A 26,464-nucleotide genomic window follows, 5' to 3' on the forward strand; every position below is an offset into this window, starting at 1 on the left:
TGTGGCCTGTGGGGCCTGTTCGTCCAGAATAATTCGCAGAAATTATCGTTCACTCGCCATTTTCGTTTGAGCTCTCACAATTCGAACCTCTGTTTCATTAAGGGTATTTTTTGCGCGAAATACGCTTGCTTCGAAAAGGAGAATAAGTATAGTTCTCATTCTCTTTATTATTTAATGCGTGTCTTTTTTTTGGTAAGGAACCCAGGAATGAAAAAAAGTATTACTGCGCTGGCCGTGCTGATCGCGGCGGCATTAAGCGGTTGCGCGGCCACGACGCCCGCCACTACAGCGACAAATACCGTTGAAAAAGCGGCGACGCCAGCGGTGGCGACCGATTCGTTAAAACGCGATCTGGCGGATGGCCTGTATGAGATGGCGTTAAATCCAGCCGGTGACGCGCTGTATGTCGCCAGTGCCGAAGGCTTTAAAGATGTTCAGGGCGGGGTGGTTTACAAACTGGATGCCAAAACCCTTAAGACTACCGGTCGCAGCCACACGGATCTGAAAAACTTTGGTATGGCGATTTCGCCTGACGGCAAAACGGTGTACGTCACCAACTCGCTGGACGGTGGCCTGAGCGCGCTGAACACTGCGGATGGCAAAGTCAAACATCGCGTCTTGTTCCCGGAGCGGAACGCGGAAGGTTTCCCGTATGGCGCACGCCAGGTACTGCTGCATAACGGCCTGCTGTATATCGGCGCGGTTGCCGATCCAGCGGTGATCTGGGTGGTTGATGCTGAAACGCTGAAGCTGAAAACGCGTATTAAAAACACCGGCAAATGGATGACCGGTCTGCACTATTCCGAAACGACCCAGCGCATTTACGCCGCGAATGGCGGCGGTGAAATCCTGGTGATCAACCCGCGTAACCAGCGCGTTGAGAAACGCTGGAAGCCGCTGGGCGACAAGCCGGCGCTGTTGCTGAATATGGCAGAAGACCCACAAACCGGACGTCTGTTCGTGACCGATAACTCCAAAGCGAAAACCACGCTGGTGCTCGATATCCACACCGGCAAGGTGCTGAAGCAACTGGACGTGGGCGATTCGCTCTCCGTTAAATTCAACGCGAAACGCAACGAAATTTACATCACCCAGCGTGATTCCGGGAAGCTGCTCAGCCTCAACGCGACTGATTACAGCGTGAAGAAAAGCTGGGACCTGCCGCCGAATCCAAACAGCCTGCTGCTCTCTGCTGACGGCCAGACGCTGTATGTCACCGTGAAACAGAAATTTAATAAAGACCACTCAACCGACGCGCCGGACAGCGTTGTACGTATTGAGCTGAATAAATAATAAAAATCAGCCGGGGGACGGATGTTGTCCCCCGCGACATTGACTCTTTTTGATGGCATTCACATGAACAACACCAAAACAATTCTGGCGCTGACGATTGGCGCAATCTCTGGCACGACCTGGGCGGCAGACACCGCGAAAAAAGCAGAAGACACCATTGTGGTTCAGGCGACAACCCATAGTGATTTCAAACCCGGCGGCGACACGCCGCTGCCGGCGTTTCTTGATGGACAAGTCGCCAACGGCGGCAGACTGGGGATGCTCGGCCAGCAACGCGCGATGGACGTTCCCTTCAACGTCATCAGCTACACCTCTAAACTGGTTGAGGATCAACAGGCAAAAACCATCGCCGACGTCGTGGCAAACGATGCGGGCGTGCAGTATGTCCAGGGCTACGGCAACAGCGCGGAAAGTTTCCGCATTCGTGGCTTGAAATTTGACGGCGATGATATGACCTTTGGCGGCTTGTCCGGCATTCTGCCGCGTCAGGTGGTGGATGCGCAGATGGTGGATCGCATCGAAAACTTCAAAGGGGCAAACGCCCTGATGAACGGCGCCGCGAGTTCTGCCGTCGGCGGGATGATCAACCTTGAGCCGAAACATGCAGGCGACATCCCGCAGGCCAAAGTCGGCGTGGACTACACCTCTGATTCACAGATTGGCACCACGCTGGATGCCGGTCGTCGCTTTGGCGACAACGATCAGTTTGGCGCGCGGGTGAATCTGGTCCACCGTGAAGGCGAAACCCGAATTCAGGACGATCGCCGTCGCACCACGCTGCTCTCCACCGGTCTGGACTACAGAAGCGATAACTTCCGCACCTCACTGGACGTGGGTTATCAGAAGAAAACCTTCCACGGTAGCCCAACCAGCGTCAACATTTCTGCGGTCGATTTCGTTCCGACGCCGCCAAAAAATGACCGCAACTTCTCGCAGAAATGGGCGTATAGCGACATTGAAAACGAGTTCGGCATGTGGCGTAGTGAATACGACATCACTGACAACTGGACTGCCTACACCGGACTTGGCGCTCAGCACGCGCACGAAGAAGGTCTCTACAGCGCGCCAAAACTGCTGGATAAGAGCGGTACAGCCACCGCCAGTCGTCTTGATACTAACCGCATCAGCGACACGGTAAGCGGTATGGCGGGGATTCGCGGCAATTTCGATACCGGCTTTGTCTCGCACAAAGTGAACGTCGGCTACTCAGCACAAAGCAAAAACGAAAAAATTGCGTGGAAAATGTCTAAAGCGGCGGATAACCCGTATACCAACATCTACCACAACAGCGGCGTTGATGCGCCGGCCAGTACCAACTCGAACGGTAAAGGCGGTAACTACAGCGATCCGTTGACCAGCGGACGCACCCGCACTCAGGGCTGGTTGCTGAGCGATACGCTGGGCGTGCTGGATGACAAACTGCTGTTTACCGTCGGGGCGCGCCATCAGAAAGTGGTGATTCGGGGTTATGACAAAATCACCGGAGCGGAAAACGCCGCCGACGGTTTTGACGGCAGTCGCTGGATGCCGACTTACGGTGTCGTCTATAAACCGTGGGAAGAGATCTCTTTCTACGCCAACCACACCGAAGCGTTACAGCCCGGTAAAACGGCACCCAATACTGCAACCAACTATGGTCAGAGTACCGGTATCGTCCATTCCAAACAGAATGAAGTGGGTGTGAAGGCAGACTTCGGGCGTGTTGGCGGCTCGCTGGCGCTGTTTGAGATCAAGATGCCGTCGGCAATTCTTGACAGTGAAACCAAACATTATGGTCTGGATGCCGAGCAGCGTAACCGTGGCGTTGAGCTGAATGTCTTCGGCGAACCGATGCTGGGCATGCGTCTGAACGCCAGCGCCACCTGGTTGCAGGCGGAGATGACCAAAACCAACAACGGCCTGAATCAGGGCAATGATGTTATCGGCGTGCCAAACTTTTACGCCGTGCTGGGCGCCGAGTATGACATCAAACCGATTGAAGGTCTGACCGCTACCGCGCGTGTGAACCACTCCGGTTCTCAGTATGCGGACCTGGCCAATACCAAAAAGCTCGACAGCTACACCACTCTGGATCTGGGCATGCGCTATCGCTTCGCGCTTAACCAGAATCAAAATCAGATGACCGTTCGCGCGGGCATCGACAACGTTACCAACGAAAACTACTGGGCCAGTGTTGATGATTCCGGCACGTACGTTACCCAGGGGGAAGCGCGTACCTTCAAAGTGTCCGTTGGCTACGAGTTCTGAGTTCCACCTCGTTATCAGGGGCAAGGATGCCCCATCCATTCCCGTGCCTTTAACTTGCCACCTCCAGCATGAAGTGTTAAAACGTGCCCCTTCTAAAAAAGAGACAGGGGTAGGGCGTGAAAGACGCGTCATCCGCTTCAGGCAACGGCCGTTCTGAAGCGTCGTCGGAACAGAGTCCGACGCTGCAACGTGGTTTGCAAAATCGACATATTCAGTTAATCGCCCTTGGCGGCGCGATTGGTACCGGGCTGTTTCTGGGCATCGGTCCGGCAATTCAGATGGCGGGGCCTGCCGTGCTGCTGGGTTATGGCATCGCCGGGGTTATTGCCTTTCTGATCATGCGCCAGCTCGGCGAAATGGTCGTCGAAGAACCGGTATCGGGCTCCTTCGCTCACTTTGCCTATAAATACTGGGGACCGTTTGCGGGCTTCCTGTCAGGCTGGAACTACTGGGTGATGTTTGTGCTGGTCGGGATGGCTGAACTGACGGCCGCCGGTATCTATATGCAATACTGGTTACCCGACGTCCCCACCTGGGTCTGGGCTGCGGCCTTCTTTATTATCATTAACGCCGTCAACCTGGTGAACGTCCGTCTGTACGGTGAAACCGAATTCTGGTTTGCGCTCATCAAAGTGCTGGCGATTATCGGCATGATCGGTTTTGGCCTGTGGCTGCTGTTCTCGGGCAACGGTGGCGAGCGGGCGACTATCGATAACCTGTGGCAGCACGGCGGTTTTCTGGCGACGGGCTGGAAGGGGCTTGTTCTGTCGCTGGCGGTGATTATGTTCTCTTTCGGCGGGCTGGAACTTATCGGCATCACCGCGGCGGAAGCGCGCGAACCGCATAAAAGCATTCCGAAAGCAGTCAATCAGGTGGTGTATCGTATTCTGCTGTTCTACATCGGTTCACTGGTGGTTCTGCTGGCGCTCTACCCGTGGGTAGAAGTGAAATCTGACAGCAGCCCTTTCGTGATGATTTTCCACGATCTGAACAGCAACGTGGTGGCTTCTGCACTGAATTTCGTGATTCTGGTGGCATCTCTGTCGGTTTATAACAGCGGTGTTTATTCCAACAGCCGTATGCTGTTTGGTCTGTCCGTGCAGGGCAACGCGCCGAAGTTTCTGACCCGCGTCAGCCGTCGTGGCGTGCCGGTAAACTCACTGCTACTCTCTGGTGCGATCACTTCGCTGGTGGTGCTTATCAACTATCTGCTGCCGAAAGAGGCCTTCGGCCTGCTGATGGCACTGGTGGTGGCGACGCTGCTGTTGAACTGGATCATGATCTGTCTGGCGCACCTGCGTTTTCGTGCCGCGATGCGTCGCAAAGGGCGCGATACCCAGTTCAAAGCGTTGCTCTACCCGGCAGGGAACTACATCTGTATCGCCTTTCTGGCGATGATCCTTGTGCTGATGTGCACCATCGACGACATGCGTCTGTCAGCGATGTTGCTGCCGGTATGGGTCATCTTCCTGTTTATCGCGTTCAAACTGTCCCGCAAAAAGTAACCTGTTGATGCCCGGTGGCGCTTTGCTTACCGGGCCGACAAAACCTATTACTCGCCACCGCTACTCTCCAACTTTATCGTGACCCCTCTCCCAATTCTGTTTCGATCCACAGGATCTTTGTTTTGTAATCGATTACTTTTCATGTGATGCAATTTGTAATCGATTACTTTTTAAAGGCGAGGCTCAAAATGGTGTCAACAACGGAAAGTAGTGGAAAGGCGATAGGGCAGCATCGGCTGCTGGTACCCCGACTGTCGCTGATGATGTTTTTACAGTTTTTTATCTGGGGAAGCTGGTCGGTGACGCTCGGTCTGGTCATGACGCAACACAACATGTCTTTGCTGATTGGCGATGCGTTTTCTGCAGGGCCGATCGCCTCTATTCTTTCGCCGTTTGTGCTCGGTATGCTGGTGGATCGCTTCTTTGCCTCGCAAAAGGTGATGGCGGTGATGCATCTGGCCGGAGCGGTGATCCTGTGGTTTGTGCCGGGGGCATTGATTGCCCAGAACGGGGCGCTGTTGATTGGCCTGCTGTTCGGCTATACGTTGTGCTATATGCCGACGCTGGCGCTGACCAATAACATTGCGTTTCACAGTTTGTCGAATGTCGATAAAACCTTCCCGGTGGTACGCGTGTTCGGCACTATCGGCTGGATCGTGGCAGGGATTTTCATCGGCGTCACCGGCGTGGCATCCAGCATAACCATCTTCCAGGTGGCGGCGGCCAGTTCCGTACTGCTGGCGTTGTACAGTCTGACGTTGCCGCATACGCCGGCACCTGCGAAGGGACAGCCAGTTCAGGTGCGCGATCTGTTTTGTGCCGATGCGTTCGCGCTGCTCAAAACGCGTCATTTCTTTATCTTTTCGCTGTGTGCGATGTTGATCTCGGTACCGCTCGGCACCTATTACGCTTACACCGCCTCTTATCTGGCGGATGCCGGTATTGCGGATGTCAGCACCGCGATGTCGTTCGGGCAGATGTCAGAAATCTTCTTCATGCTGGTGATCCCACTGCTGTTCCGCCGTCTGGGCGTGAAGTACATGCTGCTGATCGGCATGCTGGCGTGGTTCGTCCGTTATGCATTCTTTGCGCTTGGCGTAAGCGAAGAGGGGCGCTTCCTGTTGTATCTCGGCATTCTGCTGCACGGCGTGTGCTATGACTTTTTCTTTGTTGTCGGCTTTATCTACACCGACCGTGTGGCGGGTGAAAAGGTAAAAGGTCAGGCACAGAGCATGATCGTGATGTTCACCTACGGTATCGGGATGTTGTTGGGCTCGCAGATTTCCGGGGCGTTGTATAACCGGTTGGTTGCCGGGCAAACCGTGCCGCAGGCGTGGGTCTCATTCTGGTGGATCCCGGCGGTGGCGGCTGCGGTGATTGCACTGATTTTCCTGTTCTCGTTTAAGTATGACGATGACAAGGCGTAATTTTCTGGAGGTGGTATGAGGACGATTAAAGGGCCGGGTATTTTTCTGACACAGTTTATCGGGGAGCAAGCGCCGTTTAACTCGCTGGAGGGGCTGGCGGGCTGGGCGGCGGGCAAGGGCTATAAAGCGGTACAGATCCCCTGCCATCAGCCGCATATTTTTGATGTGGCAAAAGCGGCGCAAAGTCAGGCCTATTGCGATGACATCAACGGTAAGCTGGCGGAATACGGGGTAGCCATCAGCGAGTTGTCGACCCATCTGGAAGGACAGCTGATCGCGGTTAACCCGGTCTATAGCGACGCCTTTGACCATTTTGCGCCAGAGGAGGTGCGCGGTAACGATGCGGCGCGCCAGGCATGGGCTACGGAGAAGCTAAAACAGGCGGCCGCGGCGTCGGCAAAACTGGGACTTAATGCGCATGCCACATTTTCCGGTTCGCTGGCCTGGCCGTTTTTCTATCCGTGGCCGCCGCACAATGAACCGCGTTTTCAGGAGGCGTTTAGCGAACTGGCCAACCGCTGGCGACCGATACTGGATACGTTCGATGCGCACGGTGTGGATGTCTGTTTTGAGCTACATCCCGGGGAAGACTTGCATGATGGCGTCACGTTCGAGCGTTTCTTGCGCCTTCTGGACAACCACCCGCGCTGCAACATTCTTTATGATCCCAGCCATATGCTGTTGCAGCAGATGGATTACCTGGCCTTTATCGACATCTACCACACGCGCATCAAAGCATTTCACGTGAAGGATGCGGAGTTCCGGGCAAACGGACGCAGTGGGGTATACGGCGGCTATCAGCCGTGGATCAACCGGGCAGGGCGCTTTCGCTCACTGGGTGACGGGCAGATCGATTTCAACGGTATTTTCAGCAAGCTGACGCAGTATGACTTTAACGGCTGGGCGGTGCTGGAGTGGGAATGCTGCCTGAAAGACGGTGAGATCGGGGCCAGCGAAGGCAGCGAATTCATCCGCCGCCATATTATTCCGGTCTCCGGACGGGCGTTTGATGATTTTGCTGCCGGAGGCGCCAGTGATTAATGTTGGCATTATTGGCAGCGGATTTATTGGCCCTGCGCATATCGAAGCGCTGCGCCGCCTCGGGTTTGTTCAGGTGGTGGCGCTGTGCGACGGAAGTCTTTCTCAGGCACGGGAGAAGGCGCAGGCACTGAACGTGCCGCATGCCTATGGCAGCGTTGAGGAGTTGCTTGCGCATCCGAATCTGCAGGTGGTGCATAACTGTACGCCGAACCATCTGCATGCGCAGATTAACCGGCAGATCTTGCGGGCAGGCAAGCACGTCTTCTCTGAAAAGCCGCTGTGCATGACGGCGGAAGAGGCGCGGGAACTGGTGACGCTGGCGGAAGAGGCCGACGTGGTGCACGGCGTCAGCTTTGTTTATCGTCAGTTTGCGATGGTGCGGCAGGCGGCCAGTATGATGCGCGCAGGAAGTATCGGGCGACTGTTTGCCACTCATGGCAGCTATTTGCAGGACTGGATGCTACTGGAAACCGATTACAACTGGCGGGTAGAGTCGGCGCTCGGCGGGGCGTCGCGCGCCGTGGCGGATATTGGCTCTCACTGGTGCGACACGGTGCAGTTTGTCACCGGACGGCGCATCACAGAAGTGATGGCCGATCTCGCGATCGTCTGGCCGACGCGCAAGGCAAACGTTGCGGGTAACCAGACTTTTACTCACGACTCGAACGCCCGGTATGAAGATAAACCGGTAAGCACTGAAGATTTTGGCTCGGTATTGTTCCGCTTTGATGATGGCAGCAAAGGCAGTTTTCGCGTTTCACAGGTGAGCGCCGGGCATAAAAATGGCCTGACATTTGAAATCAACGGCAGCGAGCAGTCCGTTGCCTGGGATCAGGAGATGCCGCAGCAGTTATGGGTGGGGCATCGTGCGCAGGCGAATCAGATCCTGAGCGATGATCCTGCACTAATGAACCGCGATGTCGTCGACAGCGCGCATTTTCCCGGCGGGCATATTGAAGGCTGGCCCGATGCCTTCAAAAATATGATGGCGCAGTTCTACCGTGCCGTTCAGGCTGGGAAAATGCCGGAACAGCCATTGTTTGCTACCTTCCATGATGGCGCGAATGTGATGTATATCATTGATGCGATAGTAAAAAGTCATCAGCAGCAACGCTGGGTACGCGTTGAGCGATGACGCGTTGCCCGGTTCGCCGGGCAACAAATTTATGATAGCCTGCATAAAACGCTAACCGCAGGATGTGTCGTCGTTATGTCTATTCAGAAAATCGCTCAGTTGGCCGGGGTTTCGGTGGCGACGGTGTCGCGCGTGTTGAACAACAGCGACAGCGTGAAAGCGAAAAACCGTGAGCGGGTTTTGCAGGCGATCAAGGAGAGCAATTACCAGCCCAATCTGCTGGCACGTCAGCTCCGTACCGCGCGCAGCCATATGATTCTGGTGATGGTATCCAACATCGCCAACCCGTTCTGCGCCGAGGTGGTCAAGGGCATCGAAGCAGAGGCCGAGAAAAACGGCTACCGTATCCTGCTGTGCAATTCAGGTTCCGATATCGATCGTTCCCGCTCAGGGTTAAGCCTGCTGTCGGGGAAAATCGTTGACGGTATTATCACCATGGATGCCTTCTCCCGGCTGCCGGAACTTGCGGAATTAATCGGCAACGCGGCCTGGGTCCAGTGTGCCGAATATGCCGATGCGGGGACGGTTTCCTGTGTCGGGATCAATGATGTGGATGCGTCGCAGCACGTGGTAAGCCAGCTTGCTGACAGCGGACGTAAGCGGATCGCCTTGATTAACCACGATTTAAGCTACAAATATGCCCGTCTGCGCGAACGCGGTTATAAGAGCGTGATTCATTTGCGTGATCTGGCCTATCAGGCGGTGGAATATGCCAGCGACCTCAGTTCAGCAGCCGGGATGGCGGCGATGCAAACGCTGCTAAAAGAAAACCCGCCGGACGCGGTGTTTGCCGTTTCTGATACGCTGGCGGCAGGGGCGCTGCGCGCCATTGAGCAGGCGGGTCTTCGCGTACCGCAGGATATCGCCGTGGTTGGGTTCGATGGCACTGAACTCTCTGAGATGGTGTCGCTCACCACCATTGAACAGCCGTCGCGGGAGATTGGCCGCAAAGCGGTTACCTTACTGCTCAATAAAATCGATAATCCGAATGCGCCAACGGAAAGAGTGATGATGGACTGGCGCTTTATTTCACGCGCCAGTACCTGAGTTATTTGGTGAACGCGCCCGCCAGCGAGCGAATATCATTGCCGGTGGGTGACTGGTGAATACGTAGGCCGAATTCTTCCACGACCGCAAAAATATGGTCGAAAATATCCGCCTGAATACTTTCATATTCCAGCCAGACCACAGTATTGGTAAAGGCGTAAATCTCGACGGGTAAACCATGATCGTCCGGCGCTAACTGGCGTACCATTAAAGTCATGTCTTTACGAATGCGCGGATGGTTGCGCAGATATTCGTTCAGGTAGGCGCGGAAAGTCCCGATATTGGTCATCCGTCGATGGTTTAATACCGATTCAGGCGCATCCAGTTGTTGATTCCATTCATCGATTTCCTGATGGCGCGTATCCAGATAAGGCTTCAGCAGACGCGCTTTATACAGGCGCTGCTTTTCATCATCATCCAGAAAATGAATACTGGTGGCATCAATGCTGATGCTGCGTTTAATCCGTCGACCACCGGAAGCCGACATACCGCTCCAGTTTTTAAACGAGTCCGAAACCAGTGACCAGGTGGGGATGGTGGTGATGGTATTGTCCCAATTGCGGACTTTCACCGTTGTCAGACCAATATCAATGACCGCGCCGTCCGCGCCGTATTTCGGCATTTCCAGCCAGTCGCCCAGTTTCAGCATGTCGTTAGCAGAAAGCTGAATGCCGGCAACCAGTCCCAGAATCGGGTCTTTAAATACCAACATCAGCACGGCCGCCATCGCGCCCAGGCCGCTAATCAGGATTGCCGGGGATTGCCCCATTAACAGCGAGATCACCAGAATGCCAACGATAATCGCGCTAATCAGTTTAATGCCCTGAAATATGCCTTTGAGCGGAAGCTGAGAGGCTGCCGGTATTTTTTGCGCCAGATTTAAGATGACGTCCAGTAATGAAAACAGCGACAGCAGGGCATACATCATGATCCACAACTGCGCGCAGGTGGTCAGAATGTCTGACGCTTCACTGCCTTTTTGCAACCACAGCACGGCCTGAATATTGACGATAATCCCTTGTAGGGTAAACGCCAGACGATGGAATAATTTGTTCTGGGTAATAATCTGTAGCCACAGACGGGAACTGGCGGTGGCGCGTTTTTCAAATGTGCGCAGTACCACCCAGTGCAAAATAATATGCACAATGACGGCAGTGAGAAAAATAATACCGAAAATCATCACCAGCGAGGTGGTGTGATTCATCTCAATACCCGCTAAATCTTCGACCTGGGTAATTAATTCCTGCATAACCTCTCCTTTATAAAACAGCGGTCAATGATGACCGCTGAGGGGAAATTATGCAAACGGAGGGGCGCTGGGTGAATTACACCTCTGTCAGCGTGGTTTCCAGCGGCAGGCGAGATTTGGGCAGCGACGCGTTGAAATCTTCGACGCTGTGATGGCCAACCGGAACCACGACCACGCTGGTGAAGCCTTTTTCTTTCAGGCCAAATTCCGCGTCGAGAATGGCTGCGTCGAACCCTTCAATCGGTACCGCGTCCAGACCTAGCGCGCCAACGCCTAACAGGAAGTTACCGACGTTCAGATAAACCTGTTTTGCCATCCAGTGCGCGTCATCTTTCAAATCTTTTCGGTGCATATCGGCGAAGAAAGTACGCCCTTTGTGGTTGGCGGCTTTCGCGTCGGCAGAAGCAAAACGCCCGTCGGCCTCTTCCTGATCGACCACGCGCTCCAGCCACGCATCGTCCATGGCCGTTTTGGCGCAGAACACCACAACATGCGAGGCATCAAGCATTTTGCGCTCGTTGAAGACATAGCTACCGGCGGCAGATTTGGCCACACGCGCTTTGCCTTCCTCCGTGCTGGCAACGATAAAATGCCACGGCTGAGAGTTGGTGCTGGACGGACTGTACTGCAGCAGCGTTTTGATTTTCTCTGCTTCTTCAGCGGTCAGCTTTTTATTAGGGTCGAATGCCTTGGTGGAGTGACGCTTTAAGGCCACTGAAACGATATCCATAACTACTCCCGGTTGGTTTTAATACTCGCAGGGTACAAGGTTCTCTGGACGATGATAAGAGAGATAATACGAAAACAGTTTTCGGCTTACGCGACCAATCACAGAGGGCGGATTCGTTTTTGGTCGCGTTTAGCCAGGCCATCGACGACTAAATTCCACGAATCGTCGACCAGTTCTTCCAGCAATGACTCGCTGATGTCATCGCCGGGGGCGACGGAAATCCAGTGTTTTTTGTTCATGTGGTAACCGGGGGTAATGCTCGGGTAAATCTGCTGATTCAGCAGTGATTTTTCCGGATCGGCTTTCAGGTTAATCACCGCACGGCGATTAAATTCGGTCACGATCATAAAAATCTTGCCGCCAACTTTAAACACGTCGTATTCCGGACCGAACGGCCAACAGTGTTCGGTAAACGGAAACGCCAGCGCCAGACGTTGCGCGCACGCGTACAGCGTTTTTTCGTCCATTATGCTTCCTCACGGGTGAGGGCGCGCCACATCGCTTCAAAGCCCAGGGAGATAAATTCACTGGCGCGAGCCGGTTCGCGAGCGGCAAATTCCATTGTCGTTTCTGCCAGCGTTAAAAACAGCGCATCGCCGAAAGCCCGATACTCATCGGACATAAAGACCGGCAGCACCGAACGGTGGCAGAGATCGCGTAGCTCAGGAAACAGGTCGTCGGCTTTTTGTTCCGTCTCTTTGGTGATTTTTTCACTGACCGCTAACTGGCGAATGGCGCGATGTCCCTGGGTATGGTTGAGGCCCCAGCTGATATAGCTGCTCCAGATGAAAAAGGTCAGCACTTTGGTATCCGTCAGTGAACGATCGAGATTCTCGATCAGCGACTGGCATAGGCTCTGTTTAAGATGAAGATAAAGTTCGTTGATTAACTCGTCTTTTGTCGCGAAATAGCGAAACAACGTTCCTTCTGCCACGCCTGCGTTGCGGGCTATCACAGCGGTCGATGCCGCGATCCCGGATTGCGCAATGGCCGTGGTTGCAGCCTCCAGTAATGCCTGTTTTTTGTCTTCACTCTTCGGACGAGCCACTACACTTTACCCTTAAGATTGTTTAAAAAGGTGATTGAAACACGGCCTTTGCAGCGCCGCAACGGTGAATGTCAAAGATTGAAAATCATCTTGACGCGAAACTTCCGATTTCTATAATGAGTGCTTACTCACTCATAATCAAGAGTCAGCCGCGCAAACCATCGGACCGGAGCGCGTTTTACAGGTCAGGATATGAAGCCTCTCTCCGTTTGTGTGGTCGTTATTATGCTCATTGCCAGTGCAGCAACGTTACCGTTTGTCCTCAATGCTGGCTTCGGCCAGGCGCCGCAGGGCGCTCAGCTTAGCCAGGTAGAACAATCTGCAAACTACCGTGATGGGCAATTCCATAATCAGGTGCCAACGCCGGGCTATACCGGAAACAAAAGTATGCTCGCGGCATGGTGGGAGTTTCTGGTCGCGAAGCGTGAAAATGCACGGCCTGCGCAGCCCTTACCGCTGGTTGCCACCGATCTTGCCAGCCTGCCGGTTGAGCAGAATACCCTGATCTGGCTGGGGCACTCCTCGTGGTATCTACAACTGGACGGCAAACGCATTCTGATTGACCCGGTTTTCAGCAGCTACGCCGCACCGTTTTCGTTCCTTAACAAAGCGTTCGCCGGCGAGTATCCGTGGACGGCGCAGACAATGCCGGCGATCGACCTGCTGATCATTTCTCACGATCACTATGACCATCTGGATTACGCCACCATCACTGCGTTAATGCCAAAGGTGAAGCGTGTGCTCACGCCGCTGGGCGTTGGCTCTCATCTGCGATACTGGGGAATGAACGGCGACATTATTGAAGAGCGCGACTGGAATCAGTCCGTCAGGGTCGACGATTCGCTGATGATCCATGTGCTGCCCGCGCGACACTTTTCCGGGCGTGGCATCAAGCGCAACCAGACGCTGTGGGCAAGTTTTCTGTTTGAAACGGCGGAACAGAAAATTTATTACAGCGGCGACTCGGGTTATGGCCCCCATTTCAGGGCGATTGGCGAACAGTTTGGCGGCATCGACCTTGCCATCATGGAGAACGGTCAATATGACCAGGACTGGAAATACATTCACATGATGCCGGAAGAGACCGCGCAGGCGGCTCTGGATTTGCGGGCAAAAGCGATATTGCCCGGTCATGCCGGACGCTTTGTGCTGGCAAAGCATAGCTGGGATGACCCTTACAAACGACTGGCGCTGGCCAGTCGGAATAAAGCCTACCGTCTGCTCACTCCGATGCAGGGGGAACCGGTGAAGCTGGATGATTCAGCACAACGGTTCACCCCATGGTGGGATCAGGCAACACAATTGCAGGAGAGGAGTTCCGAATGACCATTTCTGCTCAGGTTATCGACAGCATTGTCGAGTGGATAGATGATAATTTGAATCAGCCGCTGCGCATTGACGACATCGCCCGTCATGCGGGTTACTCCAAGTGGCACTTGCAGCGTCTGTTTTTGCAGTACAAAGGGGAGAGCCTGGGGCGCTACATTCGCGAGCGCAAACTGCTGCTGGCGGCGCGGGATCTGCGCGAGTCCAACGAAAAAGTGTATGACATTTGCCTGCGCTACGGGTTTGACTCTCAGCAGACTTTCACCCGCATTTTCACCCGCACGTTTAACCAGCCGCCAGGCGCCTACCGCAAAGAAAATCACAGTCGGACGCACTGATTCTTTCCTGATAGCGAGAGCTATCAGGAACACTTCCCCCACTCTACGCGCCGCTGCAATTACCTAAATCTTATTGCAAATCATTCCCATTTACATTAGCGTGGCTAACAAATTTCATGAGGAACGGTTGGCCAATGAAGATGGCGTGGAGTGGTTTGCTGCTTGGGCTGGGGACGATGTCGGCTCAGGCAATGCCGTGTTCGACTCCCTCTGTGCAAGGGGAGCAGCAAGGGAAATTTGATGCCAGCGGGGAAATCTGTTTTGTCCTTCCTGCGCTAAATGAAAACTATGTCTCTGCGACGCTTTCCGGCATTACTGATGCCCGATTGCTTGATGGTCAGAACCGACGTATTCGTACATTGCTGGAAGGCGGCCCTGCAGATGGTGAGCATCAGCTATTGTTTTCACTGCCTCAGCAACAGGTCACCTCGCTGGTGCTACACGGCAATGAAGGCATGCGCTGGCGCTTCTCCTGGCAGATGAGAGAGACGACGCCTTTACCGCGAACTCAGCGCATGGCCCCCGTCAGTCCCGTTTTGCAGCAACTGGAAAAAGCCCTTGCGGCGGGAGCAGGCACCACCGAATTCTGGCAGGATCGTCAACGTTACGGCACGCCGCTGGTGGAACCCTACGATGCCGACCACAAACGCGTGACTTTTCTCTGGCGTGGCGCAAAACAGAACGTTTTTCTTTTCGGTTCACCGGCGGGCGATCACGATCCGCTGTTTCGTTTAGGCCATTCCGACGTCTGGTTTCGTAGCTATGTCGTTCCGAAGGATACAGTCATGCAGTATAAGCTGGCGCCGGATGTCCCACTGATCAACGGATCGCCTCGCGATCAGCGGCGTGCCATCCTGGTCAGCGCGCAGGCCGATCCGTTCAACCCGCTGACGATCGGCGCGAAATTTGCCGATCGCTGGAATCAGTCGTCGCTGCTCGATCTCAGTCCATCCCGTTTTTGTTCGGTTCAGGCCATGTCGCAGCCACTGCGTCACGGTTCTCTGATGCGGAAAACGATCGCCAGCGAGCGACTGGGTAATACGCGGGAAGTGGCGATTTACCGCCCGCACACCGCGCAACCGGCGCGCTGGACGCTGATCCTGTTTGATGGCAAAACCTATCTGGATGAATACCATATCGATCGGGTTATTGATGGGCTGATTGCTCGTCATCAACTCCCGCCAGTCAATGTGGTGTTTGTGGATTCTCTCGATCACCCACGGCGCGGTAAAGAGCTGCCGCCAAACCCGGCGTTTGCCGATTTTATGGCTTACGAATTGCTGCCCTGGTTGCGTCAGCAGGGCATTGCTCTCACGCGACAAAAAACGGTGCTGGCGGGATCCAGTTATGGTGGGCTGGCATCGTCATGGGTGGCGTTACGCTATCCGCGCCTGTTTGGCAACGTGCTAAGTCTGTCTGGTTCCTATTGGTGGGCGCCGAAAGGGGAGGAGGCCAGTTGGTTGACCCGGCAGTATCAGGATTCACCGCGTTATCCGGTGAAATTCTGGCTGCAGGCCGGACGCTTTGAAATGCAGGGGCCAAACGGCGGCATTTATCGCAATACGCGGGCGTTTGAAAAGGTGCTTCGGGAGAAAGGCTACACGGTCAGCTTTCACCCGTGGTCAAGCGGCCACGACTATACCGCGTGGTGTGAAGCGCTGGTCTACGGAATGCGGGATTTCACCGGCTTAGTGAGCCAGCGAAAACCAACGACGCCAGACGTAGCGAATCACGAAATATTCAACAGCGCCAAGCGCTAAGAACCACAGGCAGAACAGCAGCGTATAGAGCTGGTTGAGATCCATCAGATGGAAGGTCTCCACCAGCTTTTGCGCCAGCACCAGTCCCAGTGACGGCGCGGGAAGCAGCAGGCAGGAGAGAAAAGCCAGCAGCAGAATACCGGCAGCGGTCATCAGGGATTCAAGCGGGTGTTTCATGGCATTGTTAAACTTGAGTTAAAAAAGCCATTGTCCGGGATCTTCTCCATTAACGCAAACCCGCTCCGTTTACCCTGCCCAGATCTCACAATGTTTTTTCACCAGCCCGATGAGCGAACCGCCCTCGCTGACAAAGTCACGCATTGTCTGCGCTTCATTGAGGCCGTTTTTCACCTGGCGCGTTAACGCCTCGATAGCGCTGGTCGCCCCCACTTTATCTGCCGAGGGCGCCACGTTTTCCAGCAGGCGCAGGGTGTCATCTGACAGCGGATGGCGATCGCCGCTATGCACATCGGTCAGAATACCCTCCAGCCCATAACGGCAGGCCTGAAAACGGTTGAATTTATACAGCAGGTAATCACGCTCCTGATGCTTAAATGGGCGCTCGGTCAGCAGCCAGTGGGCGGTGGCCTGAATTAACCCGGCAATATTCACCGCATGCGACAGGGTCAGCGGCGTATCCATCACCCGCACTTCGACGGTACCAAAATGCGGGCTGGGGCGAATATCCCAGTGCAAATCCTTAATGCTGTCGATCATGCTCGTATAGCTGAGCCGGCGGAAAAGTCCCTCAAATTCCTGCCAGTTGCTGACCCATGGCATCGGGCCATTATCAGGAAATCCGGAAAAAATATTCAGGCGCGACGAGGCAAAGCGGGTGTCGGAGCCCTGCATATAGGGTGACGCCGCCGAGAGCGCAATAAAGTGTGGGACAAAGTGCGACAGTCCGTGCAGCAGATAAATGGCGTCATCGCCGCTGGGACAGCCGACGTGGACATGTTGCCCAAATACGGTGGCCTGCTGGATGAGATACCCAAAGTTCTCCAGCGTACGCTGATAGCGCTCGTTGTCGCACACCTGCTGGCGCTGCCATTTCTGAAACGGATGAGTGCCGCCGCCGCAAATTTCAAGGTGATGGTCGGCCGCCGCCTCGAGGATCACCTGTTGCATGGCGGAAAACTGCACGGCGGCCTGATCGATGTTGCGGCAGACGTCGGTGGCCATCTCCAGCATGCTTTCGGTGATATCGTGTTTCACCTCTCCGGCGCTCACCCGATCTTTCACTGCGGCAATCAGCGTCGAAGAGTCCTGGCTCAGGTCATAACCAGGCGGATTCACCACCTGCATTTCCAGTTCAATGCCGAGGGTATACGGTTCCGAGACGTGAAAATCGGGTAGTGGCATGGCATTCGCTCCCCTGGTGATGTGCTTTTAGTATAGAAGCGATAGGTCAATCCGCAGCGGCAGAAGAAATCTGAAAGTGGCGCTTTGAAGACGAATCGGGAACTGTTATAACCAGATTTTACCGTTGCGTAAGGAGTGAGCTGTGCCGGAAATTAATCAGTATGGTCAGACGGTTGGCGACGCGTTGCCGGACTGGCATGGCGCGTCGGTTCTGCAACGAACCGTGCTGGAAGGTCGTTACTGCCGCCTTGAGCCGCTCGATCCAGAACGTCATGCCGGAGATCTGTTCGACGCCTATGCGCAGGCCGATGACGAGCGGGACTGGACGTGGCTGGCGAGCAGTCGCCCCGACAGCGTAGAGGCGACGTTCCACTGGCTCAGCGGGAAAGCGAATGATGACGCGCTGGTGCCTTTCACCGTGGTGGATATCCGCGCTGACCGTGCGGTGGGGTTAGTCTGCTTTATGGCGATCGAACGCGAGCACGGCAGCGTTGAAATCGGCCATGTCACCTGGTCGCCGCGGATGAAAAATAGCGTACTGGGCACAGAAGCCGTCTGGCTGCTGTTGCGGTATGCGTTTGCGCTGGGCTATCGCCGCGTGGAGTGGAAATGTGATTCTCTGAACCTGGCGTCGCGCCGGGCGGCAGAGCGGTTAGGGTTTGTGTTTGAAGGCCGTTTTCGCCAGAAAATTGTCCGCAAAGGCCGCAATCGGGACAGCGACTGGTTGTCGATGATTGATCGCGAGTGGCCTGAGTGTGACCGCGCATTACAGCGCTGGTTAGCGCCGGAGAATTTTGACGAGCACGGTCGGCAGCGGCAAACGCTGGCGCAGTGTCGGTTGCCATAAACGACATTCCGCTCTGTTACCAGAGCGGAAATCTCCTTAGCGCTGTGCCGGTTTACGTACCGGCGCATCGCCCGCCACGTAATAGCGTGCGGTGCTTTTTGCCAGCGGCGCGCGACCGCGAATGGCATCGGCAATTTTCTCGCCAATCATGATAGTCGTTGCATTCAGATTGCCGGTGATAATTTGCGGCATGATCGACGCATCCACCACGCGTAAATTTTCCACGCCGTGCACGTTGCCTTCGCCATCGACTACGGCCATCTCATCAAAGCCCATTTTACAGGTGCCGCAGGGGTGGAACGCCGTTTCCGCGTGGTTACGAACAAACGCATCCAGCTGTTCGTCGCTCTGGCAGTCAATGCCGGGACTGATCTCTCGTCCACGGAATTTATCCAGCGCCGGCTGGTTGATGATTTCACGGGTAAGGCGAATCGCATCGCGGAATTCCTGCCAGTCCTGCTCTGTCGACATGTAGTTAAACAGAATCGCCGGATGCTCGCGCGGATCGCGCGACTTGATCTGTACATGACCGCGACTCGGCGAGCGCATCGAACCAACGTGGCACTGAAAACCGTGCTCTTTCACCGCGTTCGAACCGTTGTAGTTAATCGCCACTGGCAGGAAATGGTATTGAATGTTCGGCCAGCGAAATGCTTCACGGCTGCGAATAAATCCGCCCGCTTCAAAATGGTTGCTGGCGCCGACGCCAGTACCACCAAACAGCCATTCAGCGCCGATCTTCGGCTGATTCCACCACTGCAGAGCAGGGTAGAGCGAGACCGGTTCTTTACATGCATACTGCAGGTACATTTCCAGATGATCCTGCAGGTTTTCACCGACGCCTGGCAGATGGTGAACCAGCGGAATGGCATGCGCTTTTAACAGCGCGGCATCGCCTACGCCAGAGCGTTGCAGGATCTGCGGTGAAGCAATCGCGCCCGCGCACAGCAGCACCTCTTTCCGGGCCGTCGCGCGGACGGGGATTGTACTGTCGCCTTCCAGCCACTCCACGCCGATCGCTTTTTTACCGTCAAAAATGATGTGGTCGGTCAGCGCGTGGGTCACGATGGTAAGGTTCGGCCGTTTTTTCGCCTGATCCAGATAGCCTCTGGCCGTGCTGGCGCGACGCCCTTGTGGCGTGACGGTGCGGTCCATCGGGCCAAAGCCTTCCTGCTGATAGCCGTTCAGGTCATCGGTTCGCGGATAACCCGCCTGGACGCCCGCCTCGATCATCGCGTCGAACAGCGGGTTCACGCCCGATTTTGAGGTGGTCACGCTGACCGGGCCGTCGCCGCCGTGATAGTCATTCGCGCCGACATCGCGGGTTTCCGCTTTGCGGTAATAGGGCAGGCAGTTGAGGTAGCTCCAGTGCTCAAGTCCGGGTTCTTCTGCCCAGTGGTCGAGATCCAGCGCATTGCCACGGATGTAGCACATGCCATTAATCAGCGAGGATCCGCCCAGCCCTTTGCCGCGGCCGCACTCCATGCGGCGATAGTTCATATGCGGTTCTGGTTCGGTCTCATATGCCCAGTTATAGCGCTTCCCCTGCAACGGGAAAGCCAGCGCCGCCGGCATCTGGGTGCGGAAGTCCGCACGGTAATCCGGGCCGCCCGCTTCCAAAAGCAGAACGGTGGTATTGCTGTCTTCTGTCAGTCGTGTTGCCAGTACGTTGCCGGCAGAACCGGCACCAATAATGATATAGTCAAAATGCAATGAAACCTCCTGCTTAAAATACAGACTGGAATGGCGCCATCTCGAGCTGAATGGATTTCACCTGGGTATAGCTTTGTAGCGTCATCACGCCGTTTTCACGCCCGATACCGGAATGCTTGTAGCCGCCAACCGGCATTTCTGCGGGGGATTCCCCCCAGGTGTTGATCCAGCAGATCCCGGCTTCCAGTTGGTGAATGACGCGATGCGCGCGATTGAGATCCTGGGTGACGACGCCAGCGGCCAGACCATAGTCGGTGTCGTTGGCGCGGCGAATAACCTCGTCTTCACTCTCGTAAGTCAGAATTGTCATGACCGGGCCGAAGATCTCTTCGCGGACGATGGTCATCTCATCACGGCAGTCGGTGAACACCGTCGGGGCAACCCAGGCGCCATGGTCGAATGCGCTGCCCTTCAGTACATCGCCACCGCAAAGCAGCGTCGCGCCTTCGTTTTTACCGCTTTCGATATAGCGCAGGACATTTTCGCGATGCGGGAAGCTGACCAGCGGGCCAAAATTGGTCGCTGAATCAAACAGATCGCCTGCGCGGATCCGCGCCACGCGGGATAAAATGGTCTGCTCAAATGCGCTTTTCATCCGTGCCGGAATAAACACGCGCGTCCCGTTGGTGCAGACCTGGCCGGAGCTGTAGAAATTCGCCATCATCGCGATGTCAGCGGCAAGGTTGACGTTGGCATCCTCGAAAACGATCAGCGGCGATTTCCCGCCCAGTTCCATCGTCACCGCTTTGAGCGAGGACGCGGCAGCGTTCGCCATCACTTTTTTGCCGCTGGCGACGCCGCCGGTGAAGGAAACTTTGGCAATACCCGGATGTTCGGTCAGATAGTGGCCCGTTTCCGCGCCCTCGCCCGGCAGGACATTAAAGACGCCGTCCGGCAGGCCGGCTTCGCTGTAGATTTCTGCCAGTTTCAGGGCGGTCAGCGGGGTGACTTCGCTGGGTTTGAAGATCATCGCGTTGCCTGCCGCCAGGGCTGGTGCGGATTTCCACAATGCGATTTGAATCGGGTAGTTCCACGCGCCAATCCCGGCGACGACGCCCAGCGGCTCGCGACGGGTGTAGACAAACGCGGTCTCGCGTAGCGGGATTTGGCTGCCTTCCAGCGCGGGAATCAACCCGGCGTAGTATTCCAGTACGTCTGCGCCGGTGACGATATCGATGCTGGCGGTTTCGCTGAACGGTTTGCCGGTATCCAGCGTTTCCAGCGTCGCCAGTTCGTCATTACGTTCGCGCAGAATCTCCACTGCCCGGCGCAGAATGCGCGAGCGTTCCATGGCGGTCATCGCCGCCCAGATTTTTTGTCCGCGCTGAGCGCTTTTCACCGCGCGGTCGACATCCTCACGTCCTGCGGCCTGTACGGTGGCCAGGACCTCGCCGCTGGCAGGGTTGATCGTCTCGAAAGTCCGACCGCTGGTGGCAGCAGTATAGCCACCATCAATGTAAAGCTGTTGTTCTGCCATTCGGGACATGCATTCTCCTCGGTGAGTCAGTGACTTTTTTGTAAGTGCTGACTGATGAAATGGGTGGTCAGCGCCTGGGCGAGACTGAGGTTGAACGGCTTACCGCTTAGCGCAGCACGCAGCCATAGCCCGTCTATCAGCGCCGCTAATCCGTAGCCCGCCTGCTGCGCCTGTTCACGCGGTAGCTCGCGTTTGAATTCGGCCACGATATTTGACAGCAGGCGTTTACTGGCGACCTGCTGCAGGCGGTACAGCATCGGCTGGTGCATGCTGCTGGCCCAGAACGCCAGCCAGGCTTTCATTGCGGCGTGGCTGATCTGGGTCTCGTCAAAGTTTCCCGCCACGATGGCGCGCAATCGCAACTCGGCGCGCGCACCCGGTAGCGCATGGAGTCGATGCAAAACGGCATGACGCAGCTGGCTGGTGATGTCGCGCATCGTTGCCTCCAGCAATCCATTCTTATCCTTAAAGTAATGGCTAATGATCCCGGTAGAAACACCGGCACGACGGGAGATTTGCGCAATCGTCGCATCGTGCATCCCGACTTCATTTATCGCTTCCAGCGTGGCGTCAATCAGCTGCCGCTGCCGTATCGACTGCATCCCCAGTTTGGGCATTTTGGGACTCCATTCATCAGTTTTGTTTCACCATTAAAGCGGTTTTTGATTGGACGTTCAATATAAAATGTGTCTTAATTGTTGCGAATTTGATTTTTAATAGTTACAAAAAATGTGAGGATACTGGATGTCAGACCTTCCCCAGCGCAGAGAAAAGGACAAAATCAATCCGGTGGTTTTCTACACGTCCGCCGGGCTGATTTTGTTGTTTTCCCTGACCACCATCTTTTTTAGTGATTTCTCCGCAGTCTGGATTGGCCGGACGTTGAACTGGGTTTCAAAAACGTTTGGCTGGTACTATTTGCTGGCGGCCACGCTGTACATTGTCTTTGTTGTTTTCATTGCCTGCTCGCGTTTTGGCTCGGTAAAGCTCGGGCCGGAGCAATCGAAACCGGAGTTCAGTCTGCTCAGTTGGGCAGCTATGCTCTTCGCCGCCGGGATTGGTATCGACCTGATGTTCTTCTCTGTGGCGGAGCCGGTGACGCAATATATGCAGCCGCCGGAAGGGGCAGGGCAGACCATTGAAGCGGCGCGTCAGTCGATGGTCTGGACGCTCTTTCACTACGGTCTGACCGGCTGGTCAATGTATGCCCTGATGGGCATGGCGCTGGGATATTTCAGCTATCGCTATAATCTGCCGCTGACCATCCGTTCTGCGCTCTATCCGATCTTTGGTAAACGTATCAACGGACCGATTGGGCATAGCGTCGATATCGCCGCTGTTATCGGTACTATTTTTGGTATCGCCACGACGCTGGGGATTGGTGTGGTTCAGCTTAACTACGGTCTGAGCGTGTTGTTTGATATCCCGGATTCGATGGCGGCGAAAGCGGCACTGATTGTCTTGTCAGTGGTGATCGCCACGATTTCGGTCACGTCCGGGGTGGATAAGGGCATCCGCGTACTTTCAGAGCTTAACGTTCTGCTGGCGTTGGGGCTGATCCTCTTTGTTCTGTTTATGGGCGACACCTCATTTCTGCTCAACGCACTGGTGCTCAATGTGGGCGACTATGTGAATCGCTTTATGGGGATGACGCTCAACAGCTTTGCCTTCGATCGTCCGGTTGAGTGGATGAATAACTGGACGCTATTTTTCTGGGCGTGGTGGGTGGCATGGTCGCCGTTTGTTGGCCTGTTCCTCGCGCGAATCTCACGTGGGCGCACCATCCGTCAGTTTGTCTTCGGTACGTTGATTATTCCGTTCACCTTTACGCTGCTGTGGCTGTCGGTATTCGGCAACAGCGCGCTGTATGAAATTATCCACGGCGATGCGGGTTTTGCTCAGGAGGCGATGGCGCATCCGGAACGTGGATTCTACAGCCTGTTAGCGCAATATCCGGCGTTTACCTTCAGCGCCTCGGTGGCGACCATCACGGGCCTGCTGTTTTATGTGACCTCAGCGGATTCCGGCGCGCTGGTGCTGGGAAATTTCACCTCGAAGCTGAAAGATATCAACAGCGATGCGCCGTCATGGCTGCGTGTCTTCTGGTCGGTGGCGATCGGTTTGCTGACCCTGGGAATGCTGATGACGAACGGAATTTCAGCCTTGCAGAACACCACGGTGATCATGGGGCTACCGTTCAGCTTCGTCATTTTCTTTATTATGGCGGGATTGTATAAGTCGCTGAAGGTGGAAGATTATCGCCGTGAGAGTGCTAACCGGAATACGGCGCCGCGACCAATGGGCGTACAGGACCGGTTGAGCTGGAAAAAACGTCTGTCACGTCTGATGAACTATCCCGGCACACGCTACACCCGCGAGATGATGGAAAACGTGTGTTTCCCGGCGATGGAAGAGGTGGCGCAAGAGTTAACACTGCGTGGTGCGCACGTAGAACTGAAAAGTCTGCCGCCGGTAGAAGGCGAAAGCCTGGGGCACCTTGATTTGCGGGTGCACATGGGGGATGAACGTAACTTTATCTACCAAATCTGGCCGCAGCAGTATGCGATTCCGGGTTTTACCTATCGCGCACGCAGCGGGAAATCGACCTATTACCGTCTGGAGACCTTCCTGCTGGAAGGCAGTCAGGGCAATGACCTGATGGACTACAGCAAAGAGCAGGTGATTACCGATATTCTCGACCAGTATGAACGCCATCTGAATTTCATCCATCTGGATCGCGAAGCGCCAGGCAATGGCGTGCTGTTCCCGGGTATGTAGGACACTCTATACGTTTTCCGAAAATGCGCTTTAGCTGTGTAAATATACAGTGATGGGTGAGAAGAAGAGTACGATAACGGCGGGTGCCTGATGCTGTCCAGCTTCAGGCCATTGCTGAGGTCTGGAAAGAAGAAAGCCCCAAGGTGACAGTACTATCAACCTTGAGGCTACCATTCCAAACCTGAACAATTCGGATGGTAGTCTCTTCTTCGCATGGAGGCAATACATGCTGACGAAATATGCCTTAATGGCAGTCATCGCACTCTGTATTACGGTGCTGGGATTCACGCTTCTGGTGAGGGACTCACTCTGTGAGTTTAGCGTCAGGGAGCGTGGTATTGAGTTTAAGGCAGTTCTCGCTTACGAATCGAAGAAGTAGCCGTTATGCGGGGAGTTATCCCCGCATATCCGCTTGTCAGGTCTGGATGAGACGGCGCCCGCTTTATCCATCGCCCGCAGTCAGTCATGGCTGCGGGCGAATTTCGGTTTACCAGCAGATAAATCCGCCATCAACAACGAGATCGACGCCGGTGCAAAACGAGGCTGCATCGCTGGCGAGGAATAGCGCCGGACCTGCCATCTCTTCCACTTTTGCCATGCGCTGGATCGGCGTCTGGCTCTCAAATTCACGCGTCTGATGAACCATTTCAGGACGGGTGTTCATCGGCGTGGCGGTGTATCCCGGGCTGATTGAGTTGACGCGAATGCCTTTCTCAATCCATTCCATCGCCAGGCTCTTCGAGAGGTGAATCACCCCCGCTTTAGAGCTGTTGTAATGCGCCTGTTCAAGGCCACGGTTGACGATGATCCCGGACATCGAGGCGATGTTGATGATCGAGCCGCCGCCAGATTCCAGCATCAGTTCCGCTTCGGCCTTACAGGAGTTCCACACGCCCGTGAGGTTGATGTCGATAACGCGCTGCCACTGTTCGCTTTCCATTTCCAGCGCCGGGTTGGCGTTGGCAATACCGGCGGCGTTGACCGCGATATCCAGACGACCAAACCGTTCTTTGGTCAGGGCAACGGCGGCGCGAAGGTCATTAAGCTGACGAACATCTCCCGTATAGAGTGCCGCCTGGCCGCCAATCGCTTCAACATGATTGACCGTATCTTTCAGTCCGCCGTCTTCGCGTAGATCAAAACAGACAACCCGTGCACCCGCGCTGGCAAGTGCCCAGGCAATGGTCTGACCGATGCCGCTACCCGCGCCTGTGACGAAAGCGACGCGTCCTTGCAGATTAAACAGTTGTTGAGCAAAATCTTTTGCGATCATAGTGATAACTCTCTTCACAAATACCCTGTCGGGTATTACGACATAATCAGGCCACCATCAATGTTGATGGTTTGTCCGGTAAGATAGCGCGCATCGTCAGAGGCAAGGAAGGCGACCAGTCCGGCGACATCTTCAGGTTTACCCGCGCGTTTCATGGGGATGCCCTTTACCCACTCCGCCATCAGTTCACCTTTGCCATAGCGTTTTTCATCGGTACTGAGGATCTCGCCCCAGACGCGGTCGTTGTAATCCCACATTTCGCTTTCGATGATCCCTGGACAGAAGGCGTTGACAGTAATGTTCCACGGGGCCAGTTCATGCGCCAGGCTCTGCGTGATACCAATCACACCCATTTTGCTGGCGGCGTAGTGTGGGGTGTAAATGAAGCCCTGACGTCCCTGACCGGAAGAGGTATTAATCAGGCAACCGTGGTTCTGTTTCACCATATATTTCGCCGCTTCCCGACAGCAGAGCCACACCCCCGTGGTATTGACGGTAAGGGTTTTTTCAAAATCTGCTTTTGGCATCCGGTCAAAGTAATCGATGGTGATTACGCCAGCGTTCTGGATGGAGACGTCAATCGTACCAAAGCGCACAGCGGCTTGTTCATACAACGCCTGTACTTGCTCTTCGTTAGTGACATCAACCTGCAATGATAAAATATCAGCCTGGTAGCGCTGGCGCAGTTGCTCTGCCGTTTCGTGAACGCGCTCAGCGTTGGAGACCATCACCAGGTTTGCGCCGTCCCGGGCGAAACGTTCAGCGATACCTGCGCCAATCCCCCGGCATGCTCCGGTGATGACGACCGTCTTACCATGAAAATCACGTTGCATATTTCTTTCCCCTGTATAAGCCGGACACGCGATGC

At 55.1% G+C, this 26,464-nt stretch carries 24 protein-coding genes; 13 read left to right on the forward strand and 11 right to left on the reverse strand.

All coding sequences use genetic code 11. The features are described from left to right. Positions 1-207 precede the first annotated feature (207 nt). From AL479_RS15825 to AL479_RS15855, 7 genes are all read left to right on the forward strand, one after another. A complete protein-coding gene (locus AL479_RS15825) occupies positions 208-1,293 on the forward strand; it encodes a YncE family protein (protein WP_061076752.1) in 1,086 nt (361 codons plus the stop codon). A gap of 63 nt (positions 1,294-1,356) precedes the next feature. After that, the gene (locus tag AL479_RS15830) at positions 1,357-3,540 is read left to right on the forward strand and encodes a TonB-dependent receptor (protein WP_061076753.1); all 2,184 of its coding nucleotides are present in this window, start codon (positions 1,357-1,359) and stop codon (positions 3,538-3,540) included. Positions 3,541-3,656: 116 nt separating this feature from the next. After that, positions 3,657-5,045, forward strand: coding sequence for a phenylalanine transporter (gene pheP, locus AL479_RS15835; RefSeq protein WP_061076754.1), 1,389 nt, complete (start codon positions 3,657-3,659; stop codon positions 5,043-5,045). 188 nt (positions 5,046-5,233) lie between these two features. After that, positions 5,234-6,472 (forward strand): MFS transporter, encoded by a 1,239-nt coding sequence (locus tag AL479_RS15840; RefSeq protein WP_061076755.1) that lies wholly within the window; start codon positions 5,234-5,236, stop codon positions 6,470-6,472. Between the two features lie 15 nt (positions 6,473-6,487). Then, positions 6,488-7,513 carry a sugar phosphate isomerase/epimerase family protein gene (locus AL479_RS15845; RefSeq protein ID WP_061076756.1) on the forward strand — a complete coding sequence of 342 codons (1,026 nt, stop codon included), beginning with the start codon at positions 6,488-6,490 and terminating at the stop codon, positions 7,511-7,513. Further along, positions 7,506-8,648 (forward strand): Gfo/Idh/MocA family protein, encoded by a 1,143-nt coding sequence (locus tag AL479_RS15850; RefSeq protein ID WP_061077992.1) that lies wholly within the window; start codon positions 7,506-7,508, stop codon positions 8,646-8,648. Before AL479_RS15845 ends, AL479_RS15850 begins: the two co-directional genes overlap by 8 nt. A gap of 75 nt (positions 8,649-8,723) precedes the next feature. Continuing rightward, entirely contained in the window at positions 8,724-9,695 is a 972-nt protein-coding gene (locus tag AL479_RS15855) for a LacI family DNA-binding transcriptional regulator (RefSeq protein ID WP_061076757.1), read from the forward strand. 1 nt (position 9,696) lies between these two features. On the opposite strand, the gene AL479_RS15860 is transcribed toward AL479_RS15855, so the two are convergent. The 4 genes from AL479_RS15860 to AL479_RS15875 form a co-directional block, all read right to left on the reverse strand. Then, positions 9,697-10,944: a mechanosensitive ion channel family protein gene (locus AL479_RS15860; protein WP_061076758.1), complete on the reverse strand. Its 1,248-nt coding sequence runs from the start codon at positions 10,942-10,944 to the stop codon at positions 9,697-9,699. Positions 10,945-11,020: 76 nt separating this feature from the next. After that, complete coding sequence (gene nfsB / locus AL479_RS15865) at positions 11,021-11,674, reverse strand: oxygen-insensitive NAD(P)H nitroreductase (protein ID WP_061076759.1); 654 nt, start codon at positions 11,672-11,674, stop codon at positions 11,021-11,023. Between the two features lie 98 nt (positions 11,675-11,772). Next, positions 11,773-12,141, reverse strand: a complete 369-nt coding sequence (locus AL479_RS15870) for an MmcQ/YjbR family DNA-binding protein (protein ID WP_061076760.1) — start codon at positions 12,139-12,141, stop codon at positions 11,773-11,775. Further along, positions 12,141-12,722, reverse strand: a complete 582-nt coding sequence (locus tag AL479_RS15875) for a TetR/AcrR family transcriptional regulator (protein WP_061076761.1) — start codon at positions 12,720-12,722, stop codon at positions 12,141-12,143. Before AL479_RS15875 ends, AL479_RS15870 begins: the two co-directional genes overlap by 1 nt. A 192-nt stretch (positions 12,723-12,914) precedes the next feature. Between AL479_RS15875 and AL479_RS15880 the strand changes: the two genes are divergently transcribed. The 3 genes from AL479_RS15880 (at position 12,915) to AL479_RS15890 (ending at position 16,146) form a co-directional block, all read left to right on the forward strand. Continuing rightward, entirely contained in the window at positions 12,915-14,048 is a 1,134-nt protein-coding gene (locus AL479_RS15880; RefSeq protein WP_061076762.1) for an MBL fold metallo-hydrolase, read from the forward strand. Beyond that, entirely contained in the window at positions 14,045-14,386 is a 342-nt protein-coding gene (locus AL479_RS15885) for a RamA family antibiotic efflux transcriptional regulator (RefSeq protein WP_061076763.1), read from the forward strand. Before AL479_RS15880 ends, AL479_RS15885 begins: the two co-directional genes overlap by 4 nt. 134 nt (positions 14,387-14,520) lie before the next feature. Then, the gene (locus AL479_RS15890) at positions 14,521-16,146 is read left to right on the forward strand and encodes an alpha/beta hydrolase-fold protein (RefSeq protein ID WP_061076764.1); all 1,626 of its coding nucleotides are present in this window, start codon (positions 14,521-14,523) and stop codon (positions 16,144-16,146) included. Here the strand turns inward: AL479_RS15890 and AL479_RS15895 are convergent. Continuing rightward, complete coding sequence (locus tag AL479_RS15895; RefSeq protein WP_061076765.1) at positions 16,075-16,323, reverse strand: DUF1158 domain-containing protein; 249 nt, start codon at positions 16,321-16,323, stop codon at positions 16,075-16,077. The genes AL479_RS15890 and AL479_RS15895 overlap by 72 nt on opposite strands. Before the next feature lie 69 nt (positions 16,324-16,392). Continuing rightward, positions 16,393-17,508, reverse strand: coding sequence for a YbdK family carboxylate-amine ligase (locus AL479_RS15900; RefSeq protein ID WP_061076766.1), 1,116 nt, complete (start codon positions 17,506-17,508; stop codon positions 16,393-16,395). A 142-nt stretch (positions 17,509-17,650) separates the two neighbouring features. Between AL479_RS15900 and AL479_RS15905 the strand changes: the two genes are divergently transcribed. After that, positions 17,651-18,355 (forward strand): GNAT family N-acetyltransferase, encoded by a 705-nt coding sequence (locus AL479_RS15905; protein WP_061076767.1) that lies wholly within the window; start codon positions 17,651-17,653, stop codon positions 18,353-18,355. Positions 18,356-18,391: 36 nt separating this feature from the next. Here AL479_RS15905 and betA read toward each other — a convergent pair whose 3' ends face one another. The 3 genes from betA to betI are packed head-to-tail and all read right to left on the reverse strand — an operon-like array spanning position 18,392 to position 22,162. Continuing rightward, entirely contained in the window at positions 18,392-20,068 is a 1,677-nt protein-coding gene (betA, locus tag AL479_RS15910; protein ID WP_061076768.1) for a choline dehydrogenase, read from the reverse strand. Between the two features lie 13 nt (positions 20,069-20,081). Beyond that, the gene (gene betB / locus AL479_RS15915; protein WP_061076769.1) at positions 20,082-21,554 is read right to left on the reverse strand and encodes a betaine-aldehyde dehydrogenase; all 1,473 of its coding nucleotides are present in this window, start codon (positions 21,552-21,554) and stop codon (positions 20,082-20,084) included. Positions 21,555-21,571: 17 nt separating this feature from the next. Continuing rightward, on the reverse strand, positions 21,572-22,162 hold the full coding sequence (gene betI, locus AL479_RS15920) for a transcriptional regulator BetI (RefSeq protein WP_061076770.1): 591 nt from the start codon (positions 22,160-22,162) through the stop codon (positions 21,572-21,574). A 127-nt stretch (positions 22,163-22,289) separates the two neighbouring features. On the opposite strand from betI, the gene AL479_RS15930 reads away from it, so the two are divergent. Beyond that, complete coding sequence (locus tag AL479_RS15930) at positions 22,290-24,323, forward strand: choline transporter (RefSeq protein ID WP_061076771.1); 2,034 nt, start codon at positions 22,290-22,292, stop codon at positions 24,321-24,323. Between the two features lie 226 nt (positions 24,324-24,549). Continuing rightward, positions 24,550-24,702, forward strand: a complete 153-nt coding sequence (locus AL479_RS15940; RefSeq protein ID WP_046477188.1) for a Hok/Gef family protein — start codon at positions 24,550-24,552, stop codon at positions 24,700-24,702. A 108-nt stretch (positions 24,703-24,810) separates the two neighbouring features. On the opposite strand, the gene AL479_RS15945 is transcribed toward AL479_RS15940, so the two are convergent. Further along, positions 24,811-25,596, reverse strand: a complete 786-nt coding sequence (locus tag AL479_RS15945) for an SDR family oxidoreductase (protein ID WP_061076772.1) — start codon at positions 25,594-25,596, stop codon at positions 24,811-24,813. A 35-nt stretch (positions 25,597-25,631) separates the two neighbouring features. Beyond that, positions 25,632-26,429 carry an SDR family oxidoreductase gene (locus tag AL479_RS15950; protein ID WP_061076773.1) on the reverse strand — a complete coding sequence of 266 codons (798 nt, stop codon included), beginning with the start codon at positions 26,427-26,429 and terminating at the stop codon, positions 25,632-25,634. Positions 26,430-26,464 lie beyond the last annotated feature (35 nt).

The sequence above is a fragment of the Citrobacter amalonaticus genome, from assembly GCF_001559075.2.
GTDB classification, from domain to species: domain Bacteria; phylum Pseudomonadota; class Gammaproteobacteria; order Enterobacterales; family Enterobacteriaceae; genus Citrobacter_A; species Citrobacter_A amalonaticus_F.